The following is a 26460-nucleotide window of genomic DNA, read 5'->3' as shown; positions in this document are numbered from 1 at the left end:
CTGGGCCTTCGCCGCCTCCGACGACGCCGGCGGATGCGCCGACATCTGCTTCTGCTTACCGCGTACGTCCGCCGTCAACGCCGTGAACTTCGGATCCGCAGACGCCGGCGGCCGGGACACCACCGGCGCATCCGCCGCCAACCGCTGCACCGGTGCAACCAGCCCTGCGGAGGAAACTCCACCGGTGCTGATCGACTCGCCACCCGCAACCGCAGGGGAGACGGCACCTGTATGAGTCGAGCCTGAGTCGGAGGGCGACCGCTGAGCCGACGACCCACCCGTTGCACGCGTCGACCCGGTACCGCCCGACTGTGACTTCGGCCTTGGCCGTGCCGTCGCCAGGGACGTCCCACGATGCTTGGCGATCAACCCGGCCACCGCACGGTTGCCGGCGGCGGCCTGCAACCGCTGCGCCACGGCAGGACTCAACGAGCGAGCGGAAGCAGCAACTGTGCCGTCAGCGACAGTCGAGTCGCTGACGGTCGACCGTGCGGCAGTGACGAGGTCGGGGGGCAGCACGGCTGGACGGCGTACCGGATCTCTGTCCGACCCCAGGTCTTCAGCCGGTGCCTTCACACGCACCTCCTACGCGGCGGGCGTTTCTTCTTCCTCTTCCTCGCCGGTCCCCTGACGCTGGACGTACGTCTGGGCGGCGGCCTCGTCCTCTTCGTATTCGTCACCGCTCTCGGCCCGCTGGACGTACGTCTGGGCGTGGTGGTCGTGTCCGTCGTCCTCGGTGTGCCGTTGCACCGCCGGCTCTGTTGCGGCGGGTGCGGGTTGGGACATCAACCGGTCGGCGTTGGCCACCGCCTCCCGTTCGAACCGGTCCGACGGGTCGCTGACCTTCACCCCGCCTCCGGTGTCGGTGCCGTCCACCGGACCGCTGCGCTGCTGCACCACGTGGGTCAGTTCGTGGGCCAGCATGTGCTGACCGGCCGGGCTCGACGGATCGTAGGTGTCGCGCTGGAAGACGATGTTCGAGCCGACGGTGTAGGCCTGCGCGTTGACCGACTTCGCGGACTCGTGTGCCGCCCCGTCGGTGTGCACTCGTACGTCACCGAAGTCCTGTCCGCCGAACCGCGCCTCCATGTCGGTGCGTACGTCCGGTGCGAGCGCAGACCCGCCGCCTGAGCTGATCACCGAGTGCACCGGCGAACGCTCCTCGGTCGGCTCCATCAACTCGGTCACGCCGGCGTTGCCCACCGCCCGCTGCAGTCCGAGCAGACCCTGCGGGCCGAGCACGTCAGTGCGGCCGGTCGCGGCGGCCTGGTACATCAACGCGTCGTGTTCCGAATCGGTCGGCCGGAGCCGGTCACCGGCCGGCCGTGCATCCGCCTCGGAGTCGAACTCGCGATGTCCACGCATGATTACCCCCTTCGCCACGGGCCTCTTCTGACGGTCCACCTCTCGAGGGCTGGCGGCTATACCCGGGCGCCTCGCCCTACAGGCAGACGCTGCTGCCCCTTCGGGCACTCGCGAGGGATCGGTCCCACGGCGAAGGGGCCGGTATCAGTGCGCCAGCGCCAGGTACGGGCCGAACTCGCTTTCCAGGGTGAGCCGGCCGAGTTTGCGGTACTCGCGGCCGACCGCGCCGATCAGTTCGGCCATGCCCACCGGCTGGCCCACCCCGGCGGCCAGGTACGCGGCGGTCACCGCAGCCGAGCGGATGTGCCCGCCGGCCAGCTCGAACGACCGGGCCAGGAAGCCCAGGTCCAGGTCAGCGCCCCGGGGGACCCGATTGCCCAGGCAGCGTTCCCAGAGCGCCAGTCGGGCCTCCTCGTCGGGAACCGGGAAGTCGACGACGATGTCCAGCCGCCGGGTGAACGCCTCGTCCAGGTTGGCCCGCAGATTGGTGGCCAGCACCGCCAACCCGTCGAAGGTCTCCATCCGCTGAAGCAGATAGGCGCTCTCGATGTTGGCGTACCGGTCGTGGGCGTCCCGTACCTCGGAACGTTTTCCGAAGATCGCGTCGGCCTCGTCGAAGAGGAGTACGCCGTTGACCCCGGCCGCCTCGGCGAAGATGCGCTCCAGGTTCTTCTCGGTCTCCCCGACGTACTTGTCGACCACGGTGGCCAGGTTGACCGTGTAGAGGTCCAGGCCGAGGCTGCCGGCAACCACCTCCGCCGACATGGTCTTGCCGGTGCCGGAGTCGCCGGCGAAGAGCGCCGTCACCCCGTGCCCCCGGCCGCCCCCCGGCCGCATCCGCCATTCCCGCAGCACCCGGTCCCGGAACCGGGCCCGGTCGGCCAACTCGTGCAACAGCGCCAGGATCGAGCCGGGCAACACCAGGTCGTCCCAGGAGACCTCGGGAACGATCCGCCGGGCCAGTCGTTCCAGCCCGGCCGCGTTCTGGGTACGCGCCCCAGCGCGCAGATGCGATTCGTCGACCGGCTCACCAGCGGCGGCGGCGATCTGTGCGGCGACCGAGGCGGCCCGACGTATCGCCGGGGCACCGAGAATGAACTGGGCGGTCGCCGAGGCCGGATCCACCCCGTCAGCGAGCGTGCCGGCCAGCGTTTCCCGCCACACCGCGGCCCGATCCACGGCGGACAGTGGTGCCACCTCGACCTGCAACGGTGCCTGCGGGCTCCAGCCCGGGTCCCAGGCCTGTCCGCCGTAGGCGAGGACAGGGGCTGACCCGGTCGCCAGTTGCGCCCAGATCTCCCAGGGCTCGTCACCGCCTACCGGACCGATGACCACCCCGGCCCCGGTCAGCACCGCCTCCCGTACGACGAGGGTGGCCAACTCGGCCGAGCGTGGACTGTCCGCCAGGCGGGGCAGGTCGACGGCCAGGGCGGTGCGGCCCACCCGGGCCAGTGCGGCCACGCCCAGGGCCAGCGCGCTCGCACCTGGCCGCTCCCGCAGATAGGCCAGCCGGACCCGGGCCCGGTCCAGTGCCTGACCGAGTTCGGTGGCGCCCGGCGGCGGCGTTCCATGGTCGTCGACCGGCTCGACCAGCCCGGTCAGCAACGGCTCGGGCGCATCCGCGCCGAGCAGATGCGCGCTGACCCGGTCCGGCACCCGTAACGCGCGAGTCAGCACCGGCCGGTCCGGATCGTCCACCTGGATGAGTCGGAGGTCGACCAGGGGAGCACCGCTGGCCAGTCGGACCCGGGCCGAGGCGGCGGCCTCGGGCAGGCCACACAGCCGCAACGCCAGCCCGATCGTGGCCCGACGTCGGGTGACGTCGTCGTTGAGATAGCCGTAGAACTGCTCGAACCGGCTGTCCACGTCCGGAGCGAGCGCCACCAGCAGCAGCGCCACGTCCAGCGGGGTGAGCCCGGCCGCCGTGGCCAGCGCGTCGAGCCGATCGGTCCCGCCCGCCGGCCCGGCCCGGCGCGGCTGCTCGTCCTCCTCAGGCCAGGGCAGGTACGGGCCCCGACCGGTGGCCAGGGTGGCGTCGAGCGCCTCGTCGGACAGGTAGAGCCCACGGAACGGGTCGTCCGGGTTCGGGTCCGTCTCGCGGCGTTGCGCCACGGCGGCGCGGACCGCCACCTCCACCCGTTGCAGGCGACGCAACAGCGCCGGAAGGTTCGTTGCCATGATGGTCAACTCCCGGTGGCCCGACGCATCGCCACCCGTCCGTCACCAGCCGGATCGGCGTCCGGTCGATGGCCGACCCGATCACTGTCACCGGCCTCGCCGGTGAGGTCCGCGACGTCGATCTGCACACCCTCGCGAGCGGGCGGCCCCGCAGGCGTCGCCTGGCCGCTGAGCAGGGGAGTGCTCACCACGACGTCCAGCGACGGCTTCAGTTCACCGCCGAGCGCCGTCCACACGTCGGCAAAGGCGCGGTCCTCCGGTGGGGGAAGTGCGATGGTCATCGGAACGGGCATGCCGATCTGGGCGACGGAGCCGGTCAGCAGCGCCGGTGGCACCGCATCGAACCGGATGAAGCCGAGAAGCAGGGCGGAGAGTAGGCGGTGTTCGTCCTCTGGCCGTTGCGTCCAGGCGGTGACCAGGTACGACAGTTTGATGTAGCGGGGCGGTGCCACGCGGCGGGCGACCACCCCCCGCTCGTCGTACTCGTTGATCAGGCCCCGTGATCGGCGGCGCAGGTCCTCCCGGATGTCGTAGAGGTAGATGTTGACGGTGGGGGCGTTCCGTCGGGCCGCCCACTCCTTCGTGGGGGCGTCGAACACTATGTCCACCGTGGCCGACGGCAGCGCCTCCTCCTTCACCAGTCGACGCATCGCCTCATCGATTTCATGGATCATCAGTCACCGCCGGCCGTGGAAGTTGGGCGGATCCAGGGCGCGGGGTACGACCAGGAATGGTTGCTCGGTGGTTACCGGTCCGAACCGCGTGCCGCTTACCAGCACGGCCTTCAACCGACGCGGGCCAAGTGGATCCTTGCGGAGGATCAGTACCTGGGTGCGGAAGGTGCCGTCGGGGTTGACGGGGACCGTGTCCGGCGTCGCGGTGATGCCGAAGTCCCAGGTCAAACGCACCCTGGCACCGGGTGGGAAGTTCGTGCCGACGGCCACGGTGACGAATCCGGGTGGGCCGATCAGCGGGTCGACCACCAGGGTCGGCGCGAGTATCGACAGGGGGGCCTGGGCGAACCGGGTGGCCGGCACACCGTTGCCGACGGTCGCGGTCAGCCGACCGGAGACCGGCAGCGAGATCGCGGCGCGGGCGGGCAGCACCACGGTGATCACCTGTTGGTCACCGATGCCCAGCGAGCCGAGTCGACACAGGCCGGTTGCCGGGTCGCACCGGCTGTCGATTGACACCGGCGGTAGTAGCGCCGCTGGCAGGGACAGGGTCAGCCAGGTGTTGCGGGCCGCTTGTTTCGAGTCGTTGCGGACGGTGAAGGTGACGGTGACGTTCTCCCCGCCGACGTAGCCGGGCTGTCCGCTGACCGAGACCGAGAGGCTCAGGTCGGGGATCGGGATCGTCTGGTAGGCCGGCTGGTAGCCGACATCCCTGATCACGGTGAGCGCCGGTCCTCCACCCGGGGGTACGGTCACGATCGAACTCACCGTGCTGCAGTCGCAGACGGCGGCGAAGTCCGGCCCCACAGCGGTGCGCAGCGCGACCGCGATCCGGGTACCGTCCGGTGCCCATGCCGGGTCTGCCGCCGGCCGGTTGCCCTGGTCCACACCGGAAAGGGGGATGCGGGCGTTGGACCCGTCGGCGTCGACCACACAGAGCGCCGCAGGCGCCGCGCTGTCCGTGAAGGCCAGTGCCGCGCCATTCGGTGACCAGGCCGGACCGTGGTCCCAGGAGCGGGCGGTGCAGGGCTCACCCACCCGGACGCTGAGGTCGTGCTGGTCGCCGAAGGTCAGCGCGTCGACGGTGGACGACACGATCCTCGCCACCCAGATCCGGATTCCGTTGCCGTTCGGATCCACCACGGTGACGACCGCGGTGTCCTGGCCGGTCCGGCCCTCGGAGTCGACCGCGGTGCAGGTCACCACGGTCTGCCCGACCGGGAACAGGGAACCCGATGCGGGCGTGCACTGCGGCACCAGTGGCCGTCCGGCGAGGTCGGTCGCGGTCGCCTGGTATGTCACCCAGGCCCCGTCGGCGCCGGTCGCCGGCACGGTGACGCTGTCGACCCGGACGAACGGTCGATCCGGGTATGCCACCTGGACCACCAGTTCCTGTACGGAGTCCACCCCGGGCTGTGGCGCGTTGACGTCGAAACGGAGTCGGCAGCGTAGCAGCGCCCCCGGCGTCGCCCCCGGTGCCACGGTCACCAGTTCCCGGAACACCGCCGGATCACCGGCCGGCACGCGGGCCGGATCCGGGTCGAACGTCACCCCGAGCCCGTCGTCGCAGTGCTCGACGATCGGCCGTACGGTCAGGGTCAGTTCCCGGATGGCGTCCTTGATCGCTTGAATGAGCTGACCCGGTTGGCTGTTGGGGGTGAGTCGCCCACCGGTCTGCTGGGCCAGTGAACTGGCGATGTCGTCGGCGTCGAGACCCGCCTCACCGCTGGAGCTGATGATCGGGACACCGATCAGCGATATGCCCGCGCCGACCAGCGCGTCACCGAGCGCGTCCCGGCTGATCTCCTCACCCTGGGGGGTGGTCTTGTCGATGCTGTAGGTGTCGCTGATCAGTACGACGATCCGGCTGCTGTCCGGCCGGAAACCGACCCGGTCGTTGCCGGCGATCTGCCGCAGCGCGTAGAACCAGTTCTCGGTGCCGTACTGGCTGTCCGCCATCAGGGTCTGGATCGCCCGGTTGATTGTCTCCCTGTTCTGGTCGGTGTCGGCGGGAGTCAGCACCAGGCGCGGGTCGTAGAGATCCGGGTCCCCCAGACCGCCGAAGGTGGCCAGGCCGAAGTGCGCGTCGGGCTGGTCCTCCCGCACACTACTGATCACTTCGGGGATTCGTGCCTTGAGCTGCCCGATGACGCTGCTGCCGTCCTCACCCGGCGTGGCCATCGAGCCGGTGTTGTCGACCAGGAAGACGATGTCCGGTCGAGGGGGAACCGACGGGGTCCGTACGCTCTGCGTGACGGTGAACTCGCTGCCCGGTAGTGCCGGCCGGTCGACCACGGGGTCTTCCACGATGCTCTCCCGGCGGGTGGCGTTCCGGGAGATGGCGATCCGGGTGCCGTCCGGCGACCAGGCCGGCTCGGCGTCCCAGGCGGACAGATGGGACGGCACCGGCAGGGTGGCGAGCTGGTGACCGTCCCGGACCCGGACCACCAGGATCCGCGACGGCAGTGACCGGTTGGCCGGACGCCGGGTGAACGCGATGGCGCTGGCATCGGGGGACCAGGTGGGGTCGGTGTCCCGATCCTGCGCGACGGTGCCGGGGGGAGCCAGCAGCCGGGGGTTGCGGCCATCGCCGTCGGCGACCATGATCCGGGCTCCACCGTCCGACTGGTCGGCGCTGTAGGCCAGCTGGGTTCCGTCACTGCTGAACGCCGGCCCGGCCTCCTCGAGCTCGGGCCGTGCGGTGAGGTCGCGCCGGTCCTGCCCGTTCGAGTCCGCGCTCCAGACGTCGGCGTCGGAGTCGATCGCGGAGGCGGTGTAGATCACCTCGGTACCGCGCCAGTCCGGATCGCCCTCGGCCAGTTCGGTGGCGGCCACCGGGGTGACCGTGGTGCCGGTGACGAGATAGACGTCCCCGGCGTTGTCGAACCGGGTGGTGACGAAGGCCAGTCGGCGGCTGTCCGGTGCCCACGCGGCCTGCGCCGAGTCCCAGGGCCGGGGGATGACCCGGGTCACCGGGCCACCGGAGGCCGGCATGGTTACCACCTCGGTGGCCGGTGCCGAGCCGTCCGCCGGTGCGAACCGGGTGGTGGTGAAGGCGATCCGGCTGCCGTCCGGGGACCAGGCCGGCTGGTTGTCCGCCGCAGGGTCGGTGGTCAACCGGGTGGTCCGGCCACTCGTGACATCCAGGACGTAGAGATCTCCCGCCGGATCGTCGCGGGTGCTGCTGAACACGATCCGGCTGCCGTCCGGGGACCAGGTCGGCCAGTTGTCCTCGCCCGGATGCTCGGTCAGTTGGCGCGGTGTCGAGCCATCCGTCGACACGAGCCAGATGTCGTCGCTACCGCCCCGGTCCGAGGTGAACACCACCTGGCGCCCGTCCGGCGACAGGGCAGGGTGGCGTTTCCGGCCGGGGTCGGTGGTCAACCGGAGGGCCGCTCGGTCCGGGCGTAGTAGATAGAGGTCCCCGTCCGGGACGGCCTCCCCGTCCGACGAGCGGTGGCCCACCCAGACCAGTGCCCCACCCCGGGCGTCGGGGTCCAGGTCGGCACTGCCCTCCTCGCCCTCCGGGAGGGCCGGTGCACTCGGTCGACCGGGAACCACCACGCGCAGGGTGGGACGTTCGGTGCTGGTGTAGCCGAGCCGGTAACCGGTAGCGGCAGGTGCGGCCAGCAGCGCGGACGGCGTCGACCGTCCGGGTGGCTCAGGGCCGAGCACGACCAGACTGCACAGCAGTCCAAGGACGAGCAGCGCCGCCCGTAGGTTCCCCCTGCGCACAACACCTCCCGCAGTCTCGGGTGCCTCCCACGGTGGCCGTACCCGGCCGTCCAGGTAGTGCCGCGCAGTGCCGGATTGAGGGCACCCGCAACTGCCCGTTCGGGCAGCGCGGCTCAGATCAGGCCGTTGCGCAGCGCGTACGCCACGGCATGGGAGCGATTGCGCAGGTGCAGCCGACTGGTGATGTCGTGCAGCACGTTCTTGATGGTTCGCTGGGAGTACGACAGCTTCGCGGCGATCTCCGCGGTGTCCAGGCCTTCGGCGACCAGGCGCAGGACCTCGACCTCCCGATCGGCCAGCCCGGTGAAGGAGAGTCCACGGGGTCCCAGCACGTTGCGTTGCAGGGCGCCGACCTGTTGCAGCAGGCGGCCGAGCAGGTCCGGCGGGACGGAACCGTCGCCTGCGGCAGCCGCCCGGATGACACCGACGAGCCGGTCGGCGTTCGCCTCGGCGCGACGCACCAGGCCCGCCACCCCGCCCTCCACCGCCGCGACCAGACCGGCGTCGTCCACCTGCGTCACCACCAGGACCAGTGCCGGTACCCCCCGGGAACGCAGGGACCGCAGGGTCTGCAGGGTCTGCTCGTCGATGCTGTCGTTCATCACGATCGCGACCCGGGCCTGGGCGGCCTCCTCCTCGGAGAGCAGGAGGACCTCCGGTCGGGGCCGTAACTGACTGGCCAGTCCGGCTCGTGAGATCATGTCCGTCGCCGACAGATATACGGGTATCCGGTCCACAGCGTCCCCCATTCCGATCCCCGGTACGAATTGGTGGCCAGTATCGTCGCGGGCACCAACCGCGCAGTTAACGTGGACTCAACGGGCCGGCCGGATTGCCCAAAGGTCTTCCTCTCCGGCAAGCGGTGGATACCCGAAGTGTTCCTAGGGTCACGCCATGACCACGGTTGCCAACCTGGACCGAATCTCCGTGGAGGTCACCCCGGGCGAGGAAGCCCTGTGCCTGCTGGAGATCCGCAACGACGGCTCCATCGTCGAGTCGTACGTGGTGGAGGTGGTCGGGGATGCGGCCGCCTGGACGACAGCCGAGCCGTCCCTGATCTCCGTCTACCCTGGCACGGCCGAGCGGGTGTCACTCTATTTCCGGCCACCGCGTTCCGCGCAGGTGCCTTCCGGTGCGGTGCCGTACGCGGTTCGCGTCACCCCGACCGAGAACCCCGCCGGGCTGACGGTGCCGGAAGGTGTCGTGCACGTCCTGCCCTTCGTGGACACGACGGCGGAGATCGTTCCCCGTACCTCGAAGGGGCGTTGGGGTGCCCGGCACGAGGTGGCGATCGACAACCGGAGCAATACGCCGGTCCAGATCGCGATGACCGGCAGTGATCCGGACAATCGGCTGAAACTCGGGTTCGAGCCGGAGACGTTGTCGATCACCCCTGGGCAGGCCGCCTTCGTGAAGGTCAGGGCGAAACCCCGGCGGTTGCTCTGGCGGGGCCATCCGGCCACCCTGCCGTTCCAGGTGGTGGTGACGCCGGCCGACGCTCCACCTGCGGCGCTGGACGCGGCCACCGTCCAGACCCCGATCCTGCCGCGCAACCTCGGGCGGCTCATCGCGGCGCTGCTGGTGCTGCTGCTGCTCGGCGCCGGTCTGTGGATGGCACTGGTGCGTGAGGTCAAGTCGCTGGCCAAGGAGGTGACGGCGGAGCAACTCGCACCGATCGCCCAGAAGGCCGACGAGGCCAACGAGAACGCGAAACGGGCCGTGAACGCCGCAGGCGCAACGACCGCCCCGGGGCAGCCCACGCCGAGTGCCGCGACCACGGTGCCGCCCTCGCCAGCACTGCCGGGCGTCCCGGCGGGAGCCAGTGCCTTTGCCCGTCGACTGCAGACCACCGTGGGCACGAACGGCACACGCAGTGATCAGTACACGGTGCCGACCGGGAAGACCTTCGTGCTCACCGACATCTTCCTGCAGAACCCGCAGGGAGACGAGGGACGGCTCGACCTGATCGTCGACGGCACCACCGTGCTCACCGTGGCCCTCAACAACTTCCGGGACCTCGACTACCACATGGTCTCGCCGATGGAGGTGCCCGCCGGCAAGGTGATCAGCATCCGGGTGACCTGCCGGTTGGCCGGTGCGGCACTACCCGGTACCGGTGGTGGCGGGCAGTGCCGGGACTTTGCGCTCCTCAGCGGCTACCACCGGAACCAGCCGTCGACCCCTCGGCCATAACGCTTCGTCGATCGTCGTTGCCCCGGGACACCGCGTCCCGGGGCAACGACGATCTGCTCGGGTGCGGCGCTCACCCCGGCAGCCGTCACCGCGATGCCGTCGGCGCCCCGAGGACCGGGTCGTTCCCGCCGGTGGTCGGTTCACGGACAGACGTGAGCAACATCCGACTACCCGGGGCCTACGCTGAGCGTCCCGTCGAGGTAACGGATTGGAGCGCACGATGACTGACCGGATGAGCACGGGCCATCGGCGAGCAGCCCTGTTCGTCGATTTCGAGAACGTCTATCCGGGACTTTGTGCCTCCAGTCGCGAAGCGGGCCGCCGGTTCGCCACAGATCCGGCGCGTTGGGTGCAGTGGATGGAACGGGACCTGGGGCCGTTGCTCGTGGACGACGACGAGCAGCCCCGGGCGTTGTTGCGGCGGATCTGCTACCTGGATCCGGCCAGGTCCAGCAAGTTCCGGCCGTACTTCACCCGGGCCGGATTCCGGATCGTCGACTGTCCGGCCCTGACCGCGGCGGGCAAGAACAGCGCGGACATCTACATGGTGCTCGACATCCTCGACACGTTGACCCATCCGACCTGGTTCGACGAGTTCATCGTGTTGTCCGTCGACGCGGACTTCACTCCGGTGCTGCTGCGGCTGCGCGAGCATGATCGCCGGACCGCGATGCTGGTCAGTGGCCCGGCCGCCGCCGCGATGCAGGCCGCCTGCGACTTCGCCATCCCGGACGCGATGTTCCTCGACGAGGCGCTCGGCATGGGGGTGGATGAGCATGAGCCGTCGACCGGTGCCGGCCCCACCGGCCTGGTCGAGTTGCCCGGCGGGATCGACCAGGAGGACCGGCGGGAACTGCGGATCCAGATCGAGTCGGTGGTCCGGGACATGGTGGGCGCTGCCGCCGAGCCGGTCACCATGGCGGCGGCGGCGCACGAGGTGCGGCAGGTCGTCGGTGAGCGGGTCGACACGACAGGTTGGGCGGGCAGCGGCGGGTTCGGCAAGCTCGTCGCCGGATTCACCGATGAGCGGCTGGCGGTCTACACCAGGCGGCCCCCGGGCTGGCTGTACGACCCGACGCGACACCCGGTGCCCAACAACGTGGGGCCGAGCCGGGTCCGACCCGCAGGGGTCCCGGAGGTCGCCGAGCGTGTCCACCGGGTGGTCGGCGCGCCGCTGCTCACCGTCCAAGGCTATCGCGCCCTCTTCACCGCCCTGGTCACCGATGCGCGGATGGCCAGCAGCGATGGTCAGGCTCGTGCCGAACAGGCGGCCCGTGACGCCTGCGCCCGGGAAGGTCATCCCGTACCCCGGGCTGCGGTCCACTTCGTGCTACTCGGTTTCCGCTACAGCGGTCTGGACTGGACCGATCCGCACCTGGACGAACACGCCCTGGCCGACGCGTTCGCCGACAACATCCTGCGGCTGGCAGCCGACGCCCAGATGGACCTGGGGCAGGCCGAGCAGGCTCAGATCAGGGCGTGGATCGACGGACGATCCGATCCCGATCTCTAGCTGCGGCGCCGTTCGGGTGATTCGGCAGGGGGAGTGGGCAGCGATATCCTGGCCATCCCACCATTGCCGTACCGGCACCCAGGATGAGGTGATCGATGCCGCACGTGTCCCCGCTGTCCAACCGAGCCGGTCGGCTGCTGGCCGGCCACGGCCGTACGGCAGGCCCGGCCCGATACGGTGCGCGGTGATCCCGTCGTGAGCGGTGCCCTGCTGGCCATCAGCGACCTGCACGTGGCTCATCAGGAGAACCGTGACATCGTCGAACGGCTGCGACCACACTCCGCGGACGACTGGCTGCTGGTGGCCGGCGATGTCGGAGAGTTGGTAGCCGACATCGAGTGGGCGCTGCGGCTGCTCAGCCAGCGGTTCGCCAAGGTGGTGTGGGCACCGGGGAACCACGAGCTCTGGACACCGTCGAAGGACCCGGTGCAGTTGCGCGGTGAGCAGCGTTACCGACACCTGGTGGAGCTGTGCCGGCAACTGGGCGTCAGCACACCCGAGGATCCGTACCCGGTGTGGCAGGGGGAGACGACGGCGGTGACCGTGGCACCGCTGTTCGTGCTGTACGACTACTCGTTCCTGCCCAGTGGGGCCACCACCAAGGAACAGGCGCTCGCTCAGGCGTACTCGGAAGGCATCGTCTGCGCCGACGAGTTCCTGCTGCACCCGGATCCGTACCCGACCAGGGACGAGTGGTGCCGGCACCGGCTGGCGGTGACCGAACAGCGGCTGGCTGAGCGCGATCCCACCCTGCCGACCGTGCTCGTCAACCACTTCCCGCTGGTCCGGCACCCGACCGAGGTCCTGAGATATCCGGTGTTCGCCCAGTGGTGTGGTACCGAGCACACCGCCGACTGGCACCTGCGGTTCGACGCGGCAGCGGTGGTGTACGGCCATCTACACATTCCACGCACCACCTGGCAGGACGGGGTGCGCTTCGAGGAGGTTTCGGTGGGCTATCCGCGGGAGTGGCGTCGGCGCGCGACGAGGCCGGGACAGTTGCGGCAGATCCTGCCGGCTCCTCGGGGTTGACGATGATCGAGCAGATTCTGCCGTCGGTGGTGGTGGTCGTCGAAGCGTTCGAGGACGACGTGGATGCGCATCTCTTCCCCCAGGAGGAAGCGCTGGTGGCCAGGGCGGTCGACAAGCGACGTCGGGAGTTCACGACGGTACGCGCCTGTGCCCGCCGCGCGCTGACCACACTGGGGGTCCCGGCCGGGCCGATCCTCTCCGGCCTCCGTGGCGCGCCGCTGTGGCCGGACGGCACGGTGGGCAGCATGACCCACTGCGCCGGCTACCGGGCCGCGGTGGTGGGCCGTGCCGACGAGGTGGTGACCGTCGGCATCGACGCGGAGCCGCACGAACCGCTACCGGACGGGGTGCTGGACGCGATCTCGATTCCCGAGGAGCGCAAGTCCCTGACGGTACTGGCCGAGCAACGGCCGGACGTGCACTGGGACCGGCTGCTGTTCAGTGCCAAGGAATCCGTCTACAAGGCCTGGTTCCCGTTGACCCAGCGCTGGCTGGGCTTCGAGGACGCCGCCCTGACCATGGATGCCGGGGGAGACGGATTCACCGCGCGTCTACTCGTTCCCGGCCCGGTGGTTGCCGGCCAGGTGGTGGATGGGTTCGCCGGACGTTGGCTGGTCCGGGGTGGGCTGGTCTGCACTGCGATCACGGTCCTGGTTCGCTGACGGTCCTTCCATCCGTCACGGCGGCCCGGCCCCGGGACTGCCCACCGCCCTGACCAGGGATACCGGCCCGGACCGAGGCAACCGACGCGGTGGGGCCGAACCGAATGACGGCTGGACGGCCTGGCGGGCCGATCTTGGTGTGGGTTACCTTCGTTCCGCGACAGCGACACGTGCGACTGTCGCTTCCGTTGGTGTGCCCGCTGAGAAGGGCCGTCCGGGCCGGTGTCCGGTTCGGACACCACAGGTCCCGGCGGCCACCTGGGCGGGGTGACGGTGGACGTGACCGGGGACCGAGCTGGACCGATGCGCCTCCCGTTCACGGTGACCGGCGCCCGTCGTGGCCCGCCGTGGTGCGTCCTGGCCGGTGCGTACCTCGGTGGCGCACAGAAGGAAGTGAGGTTGCCGCCGTGCGCTTCCAACTGCTCGGTCAGTTGCAGGTGACAGTCGACGACGTACCGGTGCCGCTCGGACCGCCCAAACAGCAGATCCTGCTGGCTGTCCTGCTGCTCGGCCGTACCCGGCTGGTCTCCACCGAACGCATCAACGACGCACTGTGGGACTCGGTGCCGCCCGCCACCGCCCGCGCCCAGGTGCACAGCTATGTTGCGGCGTTACGCAACCTGCTGCGCGACGCGGGTGGGGACCGGGGGATGCTGCGCAGCGGACCGTCGGGTTATCTGCTGGACACCGCGCCGGGCAGCGTGGACCTGGATGTCTTCGACGACCGGGTGAGGTGTGCCCGGCAACTCCTCGCCGACGGTCGACCCGATGAGGCCGGCACCCTGCTCCGCGAGGCGATGGGACTGTGGCGCGGTCCGGCGCTCGTCGGCCTGCAGACGCGGTTCGCCCGCACCGCCGCCGCTGACCTCGACCAGCGGCGGTTGGCCGGTGCGGAACTGCTGGTGGACGCCTACCTGGCGGCCCGGCGGGAGGCGGAGATCATTCCGGAGCTGGCCGAGTTGGTGGCTGCCCAGCCGCTGCACGAGGGGCTGCGCCACCGACTCATGCTGGCGCTGCACCGCGCCGGCCGCTCCGCCGAGTCGCTGCAGGCGTACCGGGAGTGGTGGCGGCTGGCCAACGACGAGCTGGGTATCGAGCCGGGGACGAAGCTGCGTGAGCTGGAGGGCATCATCCTGCGCGGAGAGCAGCCGCAGCCGATGCCCCGAGAGGTGGCGACGCCGGTGCCGAGGTTCCAGCTTCCCGCCGACGTACCCGCCTTCGTCGGGCGTGACCGGGAGAAGCGTGAGGTGCTGCGGCTGCTGCGGGCGAACCGGGATCATCCGGCGGTGATCCTGGTGACCGGCCCGGCGGGTAGCGGCAAGACCGCGCTCGCCGTCCACCTAGGCTGGTCCGCCCGGGAGCACTACCCAGACGGGCAGCTCTACCTGGACCTACGCCGACCCAGGGGAGCGGCGGTACCCGCAGCCGAAGCGCTGGGGACGCTGCTGCGCGGCCTCGGTCTGCCCGGAGCGACGATTCCCGCCGAGGAAGGTGAACGACGCGCCGTGTTCCGATCGGTGTTGGGCGACCGGCGGGTCCTGATCGTGCTCGACGACGCCGTCTCGGCCGCACAGGTTCGTCCCCTGCTACCACCGCACCCCGGCTGTGCGGTCCTGGTGACCAGTCGCAGTGCGGCGACCGGGCTGGACGGCATCCGGCTCCGGCTGGCCCCGCTGACCGGGGACGAGGCGTTGGAACTGCTGGCGAACTCCGCCGGTGCGCAACGGGTGGCCGAGGACCGGCGGTCCGCGTACCGGATCGTGCGTCGCTGCGGCTACCTTCCGCTGGCCGTACGCATCGCCGGGGCCCGGCTGGCCGGTAACCCCAACCGGCGGCTGGCCGACCTCGCCGAGGCCCTACGGGACCAACGCCGGCGTCTCGACGAACTCGCCGTACCGGATCTGGCGGTCCGGGCCGCGCTCGCCTCCACCGACCAACTGCTGTCCGATCCCGCCCGGCGGGCCTACCACCTGCTCGGTGCGTTGCTGCCGGGCCACGATGTCGCCGGCTGGGTGGTGGCGGCGCTGTTGGACACCACCCCGCGCCAGGCGGAGCGGGTGGTCGACGAGTTGGTGGAGGTGCACCTGCTGACCCCGGTCCGGCGACCCGGGGACGAGGCCCGGTACCGGCTGCACGACCTGGTCCGGATCTACGGACGGGAGCAGGCGCTGCTGCGACAGCCGGACTCCGAGCGACAGGCGGCGGCGGAGCGGCTCCGCGATGCGTACCTGGATCTGGCGCAACGGGCCGACAAGGCCCTCGGTGGCGGCTTCCTTGGTCGGGCGCTGCGGGCCACCCCCGCCTGGTCGCTGCCGGAGTCCCTGGTCCGGCGGCTGGTCGCGGATCCGGTCGCCTGGTTCGAAGCCGAGCGGCAACCGTTGAACACCGTGGTGATCCGGGCCGCAGCGGCCGGCGCGGCCCGGACCTCGGCCTGTCTGGCCACCGCGGCGGCGACCTTCTACGAGATCCGCAACTACTTCGACGACTGGCGTAGCGGGCATGAGCGGGCGTTGGCCGCTGCCGAGGCCACCGGTGACGCCCCGGCAGCGATGGCGATGCTGCGTAACCTCGGCGAGCTGCACACCATCCAGGACCGGTACGACGTGGCGGTGGACTGTTTCGCGGTGGCGCTGCGCTACGCCGAACGGCTCGGCATACCCGAGTACGAGGCGGCGGCCAGTTCCGGCCTCGGATACGTCTACCGTCTGACCGGGCGTTACGAGGAGGCGCTGGCCTGCTTCACCCGGGCCCGCGAGTTGTGTCGACGCACCGGAAACCCGCACGGCGAGGCCTATGCCACCCACGGCATCGGCATCGTGTACCTGGATCAGCGGCAGTGGGAGCAGGCCCGCCGGGAGTTCGCCGCCTGCCTGACGCACAGCCGTACGGCCGGCTACCTCGCGGGTGAGGCCCAGGCGTTGCGCTGTCTCGGGTTGGCGCACCGCAACGAGGGACGGCTGGTGTCGGCAGAGCGGTACTTCCGCCGGGCGCACGCGGTCAGCGTCCGGCTCGGGGACCGGCTCATCGAGATGTACGCCCTACAGTGGCTGGCCGACGTTCGGATCCGCCGTGGCGAGCCGGACGAGGGAGCCGAGTTGCTGCACCGGTGCCTGAAGGTGTTCCGGGAGTACGGGCAGCGGTTCGGTGAGGCGTCGGCACTGCGCAGCCTGGCCAGTGCCGCGATCGCCACCGGGGATGTCGGCCAGGCACGACACCATCTGACCCAGGCCCGACGGATCTGGGAGCAGATCGGCTCCCCGTACTGGCTGGACGACACCCTCGCCGCCCTGGCCGAGCTGGACCCCCGGGCACCGGCTCCGGCCGGTTCCCGACACACGGGGTCGTCGGGGCCGTCCGGAGACGGCCCCGACGACGAGGGCTAGCTACCTGTCCGGTCGAGGTACTTCTGAACGGCCCACTTGGTCCCGCCCGGGATGATTCCGGAAGCGATGTCGCCACCCAGCTGGACCCACGACCTCACGCATTCGCTCCGGCTGTCGTTGAGGCAGGCATCGGCCGTGAGCCAGCCCGCCGCACCGACCTGGATGCCCCAGGCGGTCTTGGCCACCGCCAACGCCACCGCGGAACATGGCGCGTTACCGGTCAGAAGACAGCCCGCCGAGACGGCCGATCCTCCGACGTTGACGTAACCGGCGATCGTCTTGGTCCACTTGGCCGCATCCCTTCCGTCCCTGAAGAACTCGTCGGCCGGCTTGCGGGTACCGGTGTCCGGCGGATCGCAGATCGCCGGATAGTAACCGTCCACGCAGCCCGGATTGGCGCCGGCGGTGCGTACGTTGAAGGGAGACTTCCTACCCGACCGCTGACTTCCTCTTCCGGACTTCAGGAGCGTCTTCTTGGCTGAGGTGAGTTTCTTCCTGGCGTACTTCACCGCCTTCTTGGTCGCACGCTGGATCTTCTTGTAGACCCGCTTCGCCACCTTTGCGGCGCGCTTGACGAACTTCTTGGCCTTCTTCACGTACTTCTTCGCCGCCTTGTAGACGCGGCTCTTCGTCACCTTCCGGTGGACCTTCCGGACCGCCTTCTTGACGTACTTCTTGGCCTTCTTGAAGACCTTTCCGCACCACCTGCACTTGGGCCACAGCCCGTCGGCGTCCTCGTAGGTCACCGGGCTGTTGTTGGCGTACGCATACGCCTGGATCTGCTGCGGATCCTGGAAGTTGACCACCGGGTCGGCCGAGATGAACCGGCCGATCGTCGGGTCGTACTCGCGGGCGCCGAGGTGGGTCAGGCCGACCTGGTCGTCCATAGTGCCACCGACGAAGCCCTGCTGGTTCGGCCAGCCCTGCGGCGCGGATCCCCGGAGCGCACCGAACGGCAGGTACCGGCGTCGGGTCTCCGCGCCGGTGGTCGCGTCCACCGACAGTTGGGCCGTGTCGTGGTGGTCGGTGATCAGCCAGCTCACCGACGATCCGGTACGCGAGGCGAAGGTCTCCTCACCGTTGGTGTAGAACCGGGTGCCGGTGACCGAGGAGTTGGCCAGGCGCAGCTCCATCCCGGCCAGGTACAACGTGGTCGCGTCCGGATCCCGGCGCAGCATCCGCTGCCCGTTGGTGTCGTAGACGAAGGTGGTCGTCCGGCCGTTCGCGCTCACCGAGGCGAGGTTGCCCTCGGCGTCCCAGTCCAGGGTCTGCGCGGTGCCATCGACCTTGCGGGTGATGGTGTTGCCGGTGGCGTCGTAGCCGTACTCGTCGAGTTGGTCGACCCCCGGGCCCTGCGTGCGGACCGACCGCAGGGTGTGCGGCTGGGCCGCGCCGGTCGCCGGGTAACGGTAGCTCCGGACGGTGTCACCGCTGCCGGAGTGCTGCGTCTCCGACAGCCGGTTGCCGAGCTTGTCGTACGTGTAGGAGTGCCAGTACGGGGCGACGCCACCCAGCCGGCCGGTGGACCGCTCGGTCGCGCAGTTGCCGTCACCCGGTGTCCACGCCTCGGTCAGCCGGCGCACCTGGTCGTAGGTGAAGCACTGGACGTCGCTGTCCTGCCCACCGCCGGGGGTGTCGGCCACCCGGGTGATGTTGCCGGCCGCGTCGTAGGCGTAGCTGACGTCGCTGATCCGCACCGGGTTGACGTCCCGCTCGGTGACCACCCGTTGCAGCCGGTCGGTCCCCTCCTCGTGGTAGAAGGCCCGCAGCACCTTGCGCGCGCCGGTGGAGTACACCTGCCGCTGCCGCTGGCCCAGTCTGGTGTACGTGGTCTCGGTGACGTAGCTGGTCAGGCCGCTGATCGTGGTGCTCAGCCCCTGCTCGTCGTAGCCGAAGCGGATCGTCTCGGCCGGCAGGCCACCGGCGGCCGGATGCGTGACCTGGGCAACCGAGCCGTCGAGGTTGTAGCCACTGGTGAACCGGTACGTCCCCGCGAGAGCACCCTCCGATGCGGGAACGGTGATGCTCTGGTTGGTGGGCCGGTAGTCGCTGTCGTAGGCGTGCACCGTCTGCGTGTACGGCTGACCGTTGACGTAGCGGGTGGCGGAGCTGACCTGGCCCTTCGCGACCGTGTCGTAGGTGAAGGCGGTCAGCTTCGGACCCGACAGTGATCCGTCGTGGGTGGCCGTGACCCGCCCCAGACTGTCGTAACTGGTGGCGATGGTTCGCCCCCGCCCGTCGGTGGTCGAGACGACCCGGTCCAGGGCGTCGTAGACGTTGGTCTCCGTACCCCGGTCGGGATCCTCCTTCCGGACGAGCCGGCCCTGTGCGTCGTAGTGGTTGCGCCACACGTTGCCCGCCGCGTCGGTGACGGTGAGCAGTTCGTCGTCCGCCGAGTAGGTGTACCGGGTCGCGTCGTAGCTGCCGGACGGGGTGCGGCCGTGGTACTGACGCAGCTCGACCGCCCGGCCCCGACCGTCCACGATCGTCGTGGTCGCCGTGTCCCCGTCCGGCGGGGTGACGTGTATCCGGTCACCCTCGTAGCTCGTGGTGGTCCGCCACTTCTCCACGCCCCTGACCAGGAAGGCACTGACCGTGGGCCGGCCCTGGCCGTCGTACGTGGTGAGGGTGGCGGCTGGCACCTCGTTGTCCGCCGGCACGAACAGATCGGTTCCCGGGGGCTGGTCGTTGTAGTAGGGCTCGTGCTCCCGGACCACCTGGCCCCGGGAGTCGTACCGGGTGTCGGTGACCAGCCGACCGCCGCCGGTCGCCGGTTCCTGTGTCTGACGGGGACGCAGCAGCGCATCCAGCAGTTCGTACTCGACGGAGTAGGTACGGCCGTCGTTGTTGAGCGTCCTCGTGGTGACCACGCTCGGCCCGTCGGTGCGTACCAGGTAGGTGAACTCGGTGCTCGGGGTCTGGGTGTTGCGGTCGCGGTCCGGCAGCCACACCTTGCTGAGCCGGCCGAGCGGGTCGTAGCTCAGATCGGTACGACGACCGTTGGCGTCGATCGTCACGATCGGCTCACCCCAGGCCGGTTCGTATTCGGTGACCTCGACGTGCCCGGCCGCGTTGGTCTCGGTGACCTTCGTGACCGGTCCGCCGCCGGCGGGGGTGTACGCCGTGGTGGTCCTGTTGCCCAGCGCGTCGTACGCCTCGACCACCCGGCCGTACTCGTCGTACACCTCCCGCTCCAGCGTCTCGTACGACCCGGGAGCGGTCAGGCGTTCCTGCTTCGTGACGTCGCCCCGGACCGGGGTGGCCCCGTGCGTGGCCAGATTGTCGTAGTAGAGCCGCTCGTCGGCCAGCACCTCGGCAGCGGCCAGCCCGGTCGCGCCACAGCCGGCGGCGATGGTCTCCACCCGGCTCGGGTTGTCCAGCAGCCAGGCGGTCTGGTTACGGACGTAGGTGGTCCGCGTGCACCTGTCGTCGGCACCGGTGCTGACGTCGCCCTTGTCGTCGGTCTGGGTGAGCAGCCCTTCGGCGGTGTAGCTGTGGGCCGTCTCGGTGCGCCGGTGCCCGCCGGTGGTGAGGGTGACGCGTTCCCGGGTCCGACTGTTGGCCAGGACGTACGCGTTCGTGGTGCCCCAGCTACGGGTCCGGGTGGCGGTCGGGCCGTGTGTCCACGGGTCGTTGATGGTGCCGCTGACCTCGGCGCCGCCCGTCCCGGCAAGCTCGATCTCCTCGCGGAGGAAGCCGGCCAGGTGCGGTTGGTCGGTCAGCGTGGTGCCCTCGGAGTCGGTTACGGTCACGTTCTTCGTGCCACCGGCGGCCAGCCGGTCGCCGTGCATGCCGCGGAAGTAGAGTTGCTCGGTCACCGAGCGCTGCTCGTTGAGCTGGCCGGAGGTGATCCGGACCCGCTCGTAGCCCCGCCACTGTCCCCAGGTCCGGTACTTGTCCTGCACCAGACCGTCGTCCTCGGCGTGGTGCCAGGCCGCGCCGCCCAGGTATTCGTAGGCGGTGATCTCGTCGGGGGAGCCCTCCAGTCGGTCGTCCTCGACCACCGACGTGACGACGTACTTGTGGAACCAGTCCTGGGTCGCCGTGGTCGCACCCTCGGGTGCCCAGTACGACGGGAAGCACCGCCGGGTGTTGCTGTCCGGTGTCGGCAGCGCGCCGCGCGCGCAGTCCAGCGACGAGTAGTTCACCGAGAGCAGGCCGCCGGACTCCGAGGCGATGATGTTCACCCGGTACTTCGCCATCGGCGGTACCCCTTCGGCACCGTCGACCCGGTTGGGCAGGGCGGTCCCGAAGAACTTCACCTCCGCTTCGGTGGCGGTGCCGCCGACCTTGCCGGTGTGGGTGATGCCGGCCAGCCACAGCGCGGGCGTGGACGAGTCGGCCGAGACGAACTGGTGCCGCAACGTCCACTGGTCCACGTCCCGGTACGCCGAGCCGCCCCACACCTGGGTGGTGATGTCGGTCAGCCGCTTACGGGTCCAGAACGACGGGGAGAACTGGTCGGTGCAGTTGGTGCCGGTTCTGCAGTCCAGGTCGACCGGCACGTCCGGCCAGTGGGCCGCGTTGGCCGTGGTGAACTGCGCGTCCGAGCAGGTGATGGTGCCGCTGGGCAGGCAGCGCTCGGCCACCGTGAAGTTCACCCGCATCGGCGCCTGGGCGTACGGGGCAGTGCTGCGCAGTCCGTAGTCGATGCGGTTGAGGTAACCGCCCCGGACGTACGGGGTGCGGGCGCTGGCCGTGCGGTTGCGTCCGTAGTGGTTCTGCTCGGCGGTGTAGTGGTAGCTCATCGCGTTGCCGTTGGCGTCCACCACGTAGTCGAGGTTCCACCGCCAGGCCTGTTGACACCAGGACGCCTCGAAGGTCGAGGCGTTGCACGGCTCACCGGAGTTGTTGCCGTAGACCGGCACCGTCCAGGTGGAGTTGGTCACCGGCTTTCCGGTGGTCCAGCCGGGCAGTTGGTTGAGGCCGAAGTGGTACTGGACCCCGTCGACGGTGGTGACCCGCCAGTGCTCGCCGTTGTTGTCGCCGTTGGGGGCGCCGGTGAGTCGTTCGACCCGCGACCCGTCGTCGTTCTTCGGTCGCCAGGTGCCGGTGGCGTCGTCCAGGATCAGCTCCGTGGCCCTGCCGTCGAGCATCAGCATCGCGTTGTCGTACGCCCAGCACTGGTCACCGCGCTTCGGTGAGCCGGCCGAGCCGTCGTCGGCACACGCCTTGTAGCGGCGCTCGACGTAGCCGGACCACATGTCGAAGCCCTCACCGAGCCACGACGACTGGTTGTTGGTCGAGGCGGTCCGACCGTCGACGCTCCCCGAGGAGTAACCGAGTGTCAGGTCGGGTGCGGGCCCGTTGAGTGACGGGGGCGTATCCAACGGATAGCTCCAGTTGAAGTCACCGGTCTGTTCGCTGATGCCCCAGGTGGCCGATGGCGACAGCGACGTCGCCTTGTAGTCGCCCGAACTGCCCGAACTGCCGGCCGTCACCGCGTAGACCGCTCCGCCGACCAGGCCGGGATCCTGCCGGGTGGAGAGTGCCGGTGCGGATACCCGGGCGGTGAGCCGGCGCGTGCGGACGTCGTTGGCGGTGGGCAGCACCTCGCCGTTCTGGCACTCCGGGCGTTCCGGGGTGCTCAGTGCACAGGCGGGGAGCCGAACGATTCGCAGCCGGTTCATCCAGTCGCCGCCGAAGGCGTGGGCGAAGCCGGCGTAGTCCACCTCCAGGTCGAGCGGACCGTTCTGTGCTGCTCCCGGCCGGCCGACCCGCAGCAGCAGGCCGCGTACCCCGGCGCGGTCGGTGGTCGCCCGGTCGTACACCTGGACCTGGACCCGGTCCGCAGCCGGTGCGGTGCTGCGGCTTGCCACGGTCGCGGCGACCGGGGTCACCCAGACCGGCAGTTCACCCGCGCGTACCCGAGCCCGGGTGGCGGTCGCGTCCGTGCTGGTGGTCGTGTCCGTGCTGGTGGTCGTGTCCGTGCTGGTGGTCCGTGCGGCCGTACCGGTCAACTCCACCTGGGCGGTGCCGGCCGCCGGCCACACGGTTGCCGGCAGTTGCCGGACCGCCCGCTTGGCGATTCCGTCGTCCGGCAGTGGCGTCAGCTTCACCGTCCGGCCGGATACCGAGCGGTCATCCGGCTGACCGGTGGCCTGCAACGCCGGTGCCTGTGCGCTGGCCGGTGTCGCAGCGACCAGGAGCGAGGCCGCCATGACGATGGCCGTACCAACGGCCACCCCGATCGTCGGTCGGGACACCGCCGGCCCCACCCCCCTTCGTCGGCGTTCCATCCGATGTTCTTCACGCGTCGGTCTCTGCACGGTTACCTCCATCGAGGGTCAACGGGACGTGCTGGTGCCTGGCGGTGCGCGGGGGGACATCACCCGCCGGTAGCTCCAGACCTCGGCCAGGTCACCCCGACCGGGTCCGGAGCCCGGCCGGCTACTGGAAGCGCAGGTTGTCGATCTCGTACTGGGACAGCACCCCGGTGTAGATGCGTACGTCGGCGACGTCTCCCGGGAAGTGCTCGCCGAAGACGCCCCCGACCTTGGAACGGCCGACCTGGAGGGGGCCGGGGGCATGCCAGGCCGCCGGGTTCGCCGCCGTGCCGGCCAGTTCGCCGTCGACGTACAACCGGAGTTGGCCGGCAGCGGCGTCGTGGACACCGACCAGGTGGACCCAGCGGTCCACGACCGGGTCGCGCGGTGGCGTCGACGCCATCGCCCGCAGATACGTCGGCTTGTCCATGTCCGCGTTGGTCATGTTGAAGATCCACCGCTGGTAGGAGGTGGAGTAGTAGAGGGTGAACCCACAGGCCCGGTTACCCGCCTGGCACAGCACGACCGCCTGGGCGGAGCGGGCCAGCCGTACCCGGGCCGCCACCGAGAAGCTGCGGTCGGTCTCCACCACCTGGCCGGTGGACGCGGCGTACTGTCCGCTGCCGTCGAGGGCAATGGCCTGACCGGGTACGCCCTGATGGTCGGCGGTCCAGCCGGCGCCGCCGGACAGGGTCAGCGGACGCCCGTGACCAGAACCGTCGACCAACTCGGTACCGGTCGACTCGTCCATCGCCCAGTGGCCGAACCCGGCCGCCGGCCGGTTGGCGACGTCGGCGATCTCCCCGGGGTACACCACCCGGTCCCAGATCCGGACGTCGTCGATCTCACCCGGCCAGTGCTCCACGAACATCGCGTTGAACTTCAACCGGCCGATCTGTAGCGGTCCGTTCGCATGCCACGCGCTGGTGTACGCCGTCGTGCCCACCAGCGCGCCGTTGACGTGGAACCGCAACTGCCGGGCGCTGTGGTCGTACACCCCGGCCAGGTGGGTCCAGCGGCCGACCTGAGGTGCCCGGTCGGCCGCCACCCAGGCCACCGCCGCGTTCGGGACGTCGGCGACGTGCCGGTCGAAGACCCACTTCTTCAGGAACCCGGAGTAGTGCAGCTGGAACCCACTGGCCTGGTTGCCGGCCTGGGACAGTACGGTCGCGTTGACGGAGTCGTCGCGCAGTCGTACCCAGGCGGCGACGGTGAAGCTGGTGGCGGTGTCCACCACCGGCCCGGCTGTGGCGGCGTGGCCTGCCGATCCGTCGAACGTCGTCGTCCGATCGGCCAGCATCTGCCAGTCCGCGGTCGTCGAGTCGGCCAACCGGCCCGTTACCCAACCGACCCCACCCGACAGGGTGGCGGTGTGACCGTTGCCGGAGCTGTCCGCAGCGGTCGCTCCCGTGCCCTCGTCGAAGGCCCACTGCCCGGCCGGCGGGGCGGCGGGGGCGACGTAGAAGTCGTACGCCCGCAGCGGTCCCGCGTTGCCGGCGTTGTCCACGCCGCGTACGTAGAGCGTCCGCAACCAGCTCTCCGACGGTCCCGGGGTGAGCGAGACGGTCGCCGTCCGGTCGGCCCCCGTTGCGGCTACCGAGTCACGCGGGTCGGAGTCGTCGACGGCGTAGCGGTAGGCGACGATGCCAGTCTGGCCGTTCGCGCCGAACGTGAAGGTTCCGGGGCGACCGACCCCACCGGAGAGCACCGGGTTGTTCGGGTCGGCCTCCGGATAGTCCGGCGAGGTGACGGTCGGTACCGCGCTCGGCGCGGTCACGTCGACCGCGAAATGACACCAGCCGCTCCACCCGCTGACGTCCACGCCGTCCTCCGCGCGTACCCGCCACTGGTAGGTGGTCCCGTTCTGTAGCGCGGGTGTGCTGGTCTCGAATCCGCCGGCCTTCTTGGCCGGGGTCACGTACTCCCAGAGCCGGACACCCCCGGTCCACAGTTCGTAGCGGGCGCTCACCGTCTGGGTGGCGCTGTCACCGTCGGTCAGGTTCGCCAACAGCCGGGGCTGGACAGTGCCGATCTGGGGCGCGTCCGCGGCCGTGTCACCGCACCCGTAGGCCGGGTAGATCTTCAACGAGGCGGGCACGTCCGGTACCGAGTTGTACTCGATCTCCAGGACGGGGTTGTTCCGGAACTTCTTCCAGCCGTTGGTGTCCGCCTCGCTGGCCGCCCGCAGTCCCAGGGTGGTGCTGGCCCAGTTCTTCTCCGCCGCCTCCCGTACCGCGTCGGTGGCGTCGAGGTCCAGCCCGCCGGCCGGGCAGTTGGTCCCCCATCCCTTGGCGGCCGTCACCGCGGCGAGCTGCCGGGTCCAGGCCGGCTGGTTCTTCCAGGTGGTGGCGGCACTGATGCCGCCGGTCAACCAGAGCTGCACCTCGCGCTTGGTGCAGGAGTACGACCAGGTTTCGAAGGCGTTGAAGGTCGCCCGGTAGATCTTCTTGCCGTTGACCGGTGCGGTGTCCATCCGGAAGAACGACCGGTAGGTGTCCGATGACGGCGAGGAGTACGGGTCGTTGTAGTAGCCGACCTTGGCCGCTCCGGAGTTGTTGAAGTACGACGTGCCGGAGAAGTGCTTCGACACGTGCGTCCACGCCGTCCTGTTCCCGGCGTGGTAGAGGTACGGGTCGACGTAGACCGGATACCGTGTCGCCGGATCCGCCAGCATTTTCGCGTCCGGCTCCAGGACGAGTCCCGTCGCGTCCGCCCGTACCGCCATCGCCGCCTGCCGTGCTCCCGCGCCGGGCGCCGCCGCACTGGTCCGTTCCGTGGCAGTGGCACCGGGGGCCGCGCTGCTGTCCCACATCACCGGGGTGGGACCGTGGAACACGACGGTTCCGTTCTGGTCGACGACGTCGATGTTGCCCGCCCGGTCGGTGCGTACGGACAGCCCGGCACCGCTCGTCGGGAAACGCAGGGGCCTGAGCCGGGACGACATCGCCGCCTGCGGTGTCTTCACCACGAGGACCTCGGAGAACCCCTGCGAATCGGCGGTCAGCCGCAGGTCGACCCCGGGTAGTACGTCGTGGTAGATGGCCGTGTCACCGATCAGCGTCGGCGCCGGCAGCGCTCCGACCCACTCCAGAGCCAGCCGCTTGTCGCCCTGCCCGAGATTGACGAGCGCTCCCGACCCGCCACCGGAGAAGGACACGTCGACGGTTGCGGCGATCGGGGCGACCCTCCCGTCCGGGCGGACGCGCAGTGTCGTGTCCACCGGCACCCAACGATCACCCTGACGGACCTGGACCGGTCGGGCGTGCTGGCGTAGCAGCATCCTGCCGTCCGGCTGAGCGTAGACCTGCCTGGTCTGGGTCGCCAGGCTCGCCACCTCGACCCGCTGCCCGGACGCCCTGGCCGTCGCGCGGGCCGAGGCCTCGTCCGATCTGACCCTGGTCGGCTCGGTGTGCCGCTCCTGGGCGGTGGCAGGCGGGCCGGCGGGCATCGTGGCACCCG

General features: G+C 70.2%; 12 protein-coding genes. 5 read left to right on the top strand and 7 right to left on the bottom strand.

From position 1 onward, the window contains the following. Positions 1-585 precede the first annotated feature (585 nt). The 5 genes from ACFQ4H_RS31150 to ACFQ4H_RS31130 all read right to left on the bottom strand — a co-directional run bounded on the left by ACFQ4H_RS31150 (position 586) and on the right by ACFQ4H_RS31130 (position 8701). The gene (locus ACFQ4H_RS31150) at positions 586-1365 is read right to left on the bottom strand and encodes an eCIS core domain-containing protein (RefSeq protein ID WP_377578077.1); all 780 of its coding nucleotides are present in this window, start codon (positions 1363-1365) and stop codon (positions 586-588) included. A gap of 144 nt (positions 1366-1509) precedes the next feature. After that, on the bottom strand, positions 1510-3543 hold the full coding sequence (locus ACFQ4H_RS31145; protein ID WP_377578074.1) for an ATP-binding protein: 2034 nt from the start codon (positions 3541-3543) through the stop codon (positions 1510-1512). Positions 3544-3548: 5 nt separating this feature from the next. Further along, positions 3549-4217, bottom strand: a complete 669-nt coding sequence (locus tag ACFQ4H_RS31140; protein ID WP_377578071.1) for a DUF4255 domain-containing protein — start codon at positions 4215-4217, stop codon at positions 3549-3551. Positions 4218-4220: 3 nt separating this feature from the next. After that, complete coding sequence (locus tag ACFQ4H_RS31135; RefSeq protein ID WP_377578068.1) at positions 4221-7952, bottom strand: VWA domain-containing protein; 3732 nt, start codon at positions 7950-7952, stop codon at positions 4221-4223. Between the two features lie 113 nt (positions 7953-8065). Beyond that, positions 8066-8701, bottom strand: a complete 636-nt coding sequence (locus ACFQ4H_RS31130; protein ID WP_377578065.1) for a response regulator transcription factor — start codon at positions 8699-8701, stop codon at positions 8066-8068. A gap of 145 nt (positions 8702-8846) precedes the next feature. On the opposite strand from ACFQ4H_RS31130, the gene ACFQ4H_RS31125 reads away from it, so the two are divergent. From ACFQ4H_RS31125 to ACFQ4H_RS31105, 5 genes are all read left to right on the top strand, one after another. Beyond that, positions 8847-10145, top strand: a complete 1299-nt coding sequence (locus ACFQ4H_RS31125; RefSeq protein ID WP_377578063.1) for a COG1470 family protein — start codon at positions 8847-8849, stop codon at positions 10143-10145. Positions 10146-10377: 232 nt separating this feature from the next. Continuing rightward, on the top strand, positions 10378-11658 hold the full coding sequence (locus ACFQ4H_RS31120) for an NYN domain-containing protein (RefSeq protein ID WP_377578060.1): 1281 nt from the start codon (positions 10378-10380) through the stop codon (positions 11656-11658). A 195-nt stretch (positions 11659-11853) separates the two neighbouring features. Further along, positions 11854-12690, top strand: a complete 837-nt coding sequence (locus tag ACFQ4H_RS31115) for a metallophosphoesterase family protein (RefSeq protein ID WP_377578057.1) — start codon at positions 11854-11856, stop codon at positions 12688-12690. A 2-nt stretch (positions 12691-12692) separates the two neighbouring features. Then, positions 12693-13352, top strand: coding sequence for a 4'-phosphopantetheinyl transferase family protein (locus ACFQ4H_RS31110; protein WP_377578054.1), 660 nt, complete (start codon positions 12693-12695; stop codon positions 13350-13352). A gap of 407 nt (positions 13353-13759) precedes the next feature. Then, positions 13760-16735, top strand: coding sequence for an AfsR/SARP family transcriptional regulator (locus ACFQ4H_RS31105; protein WP_377578051.1), 2976 nt, complete (start codon positions 13760-13762; stop codon positions 16733-16735). Here the strand turns inward: ACFQ4H_RS31105 and ACFQ4H_RS31100 are convergent. Beyond that, complete coding sequence (locus ACFQ4H_RS31100; protein ID WP_377578048.1) at positions 16732-22941, bottom strand: RHS repeat-associated core domain-containing protein; 6210 nt, start codon at positions 22939-22941, stop codon at positions 16732-16734. The genes ACFQ4H_RS31105 and ACFQ4H_RS31100 overlap by 4 nt on opposite strands. Before the next feature lie 184 nt (positions 22942-23125). Further along, on the bottom strand, positions 23126-26460 hold a 3335-nt coding region (locus ACFQ4H_RS31095), incomplete at its 5' end, for a LamG-like jellyroll fold domain-containing protein (protein ID WP_377578045.1).

The sequence above is a fragment of the Micromonospora sonneratiae genome, assembly GCF_042679305.1.
Lineage (GTDB): Bacteria > Actinomycetota > Actinomycetes > Mycobacteriales > Micromonosporaceae > Micromonospora_H > Micromonospora_H sonneratiae.
This window is presented reverse-complemented; position numbering and strand designations above follow the sequence as displayed.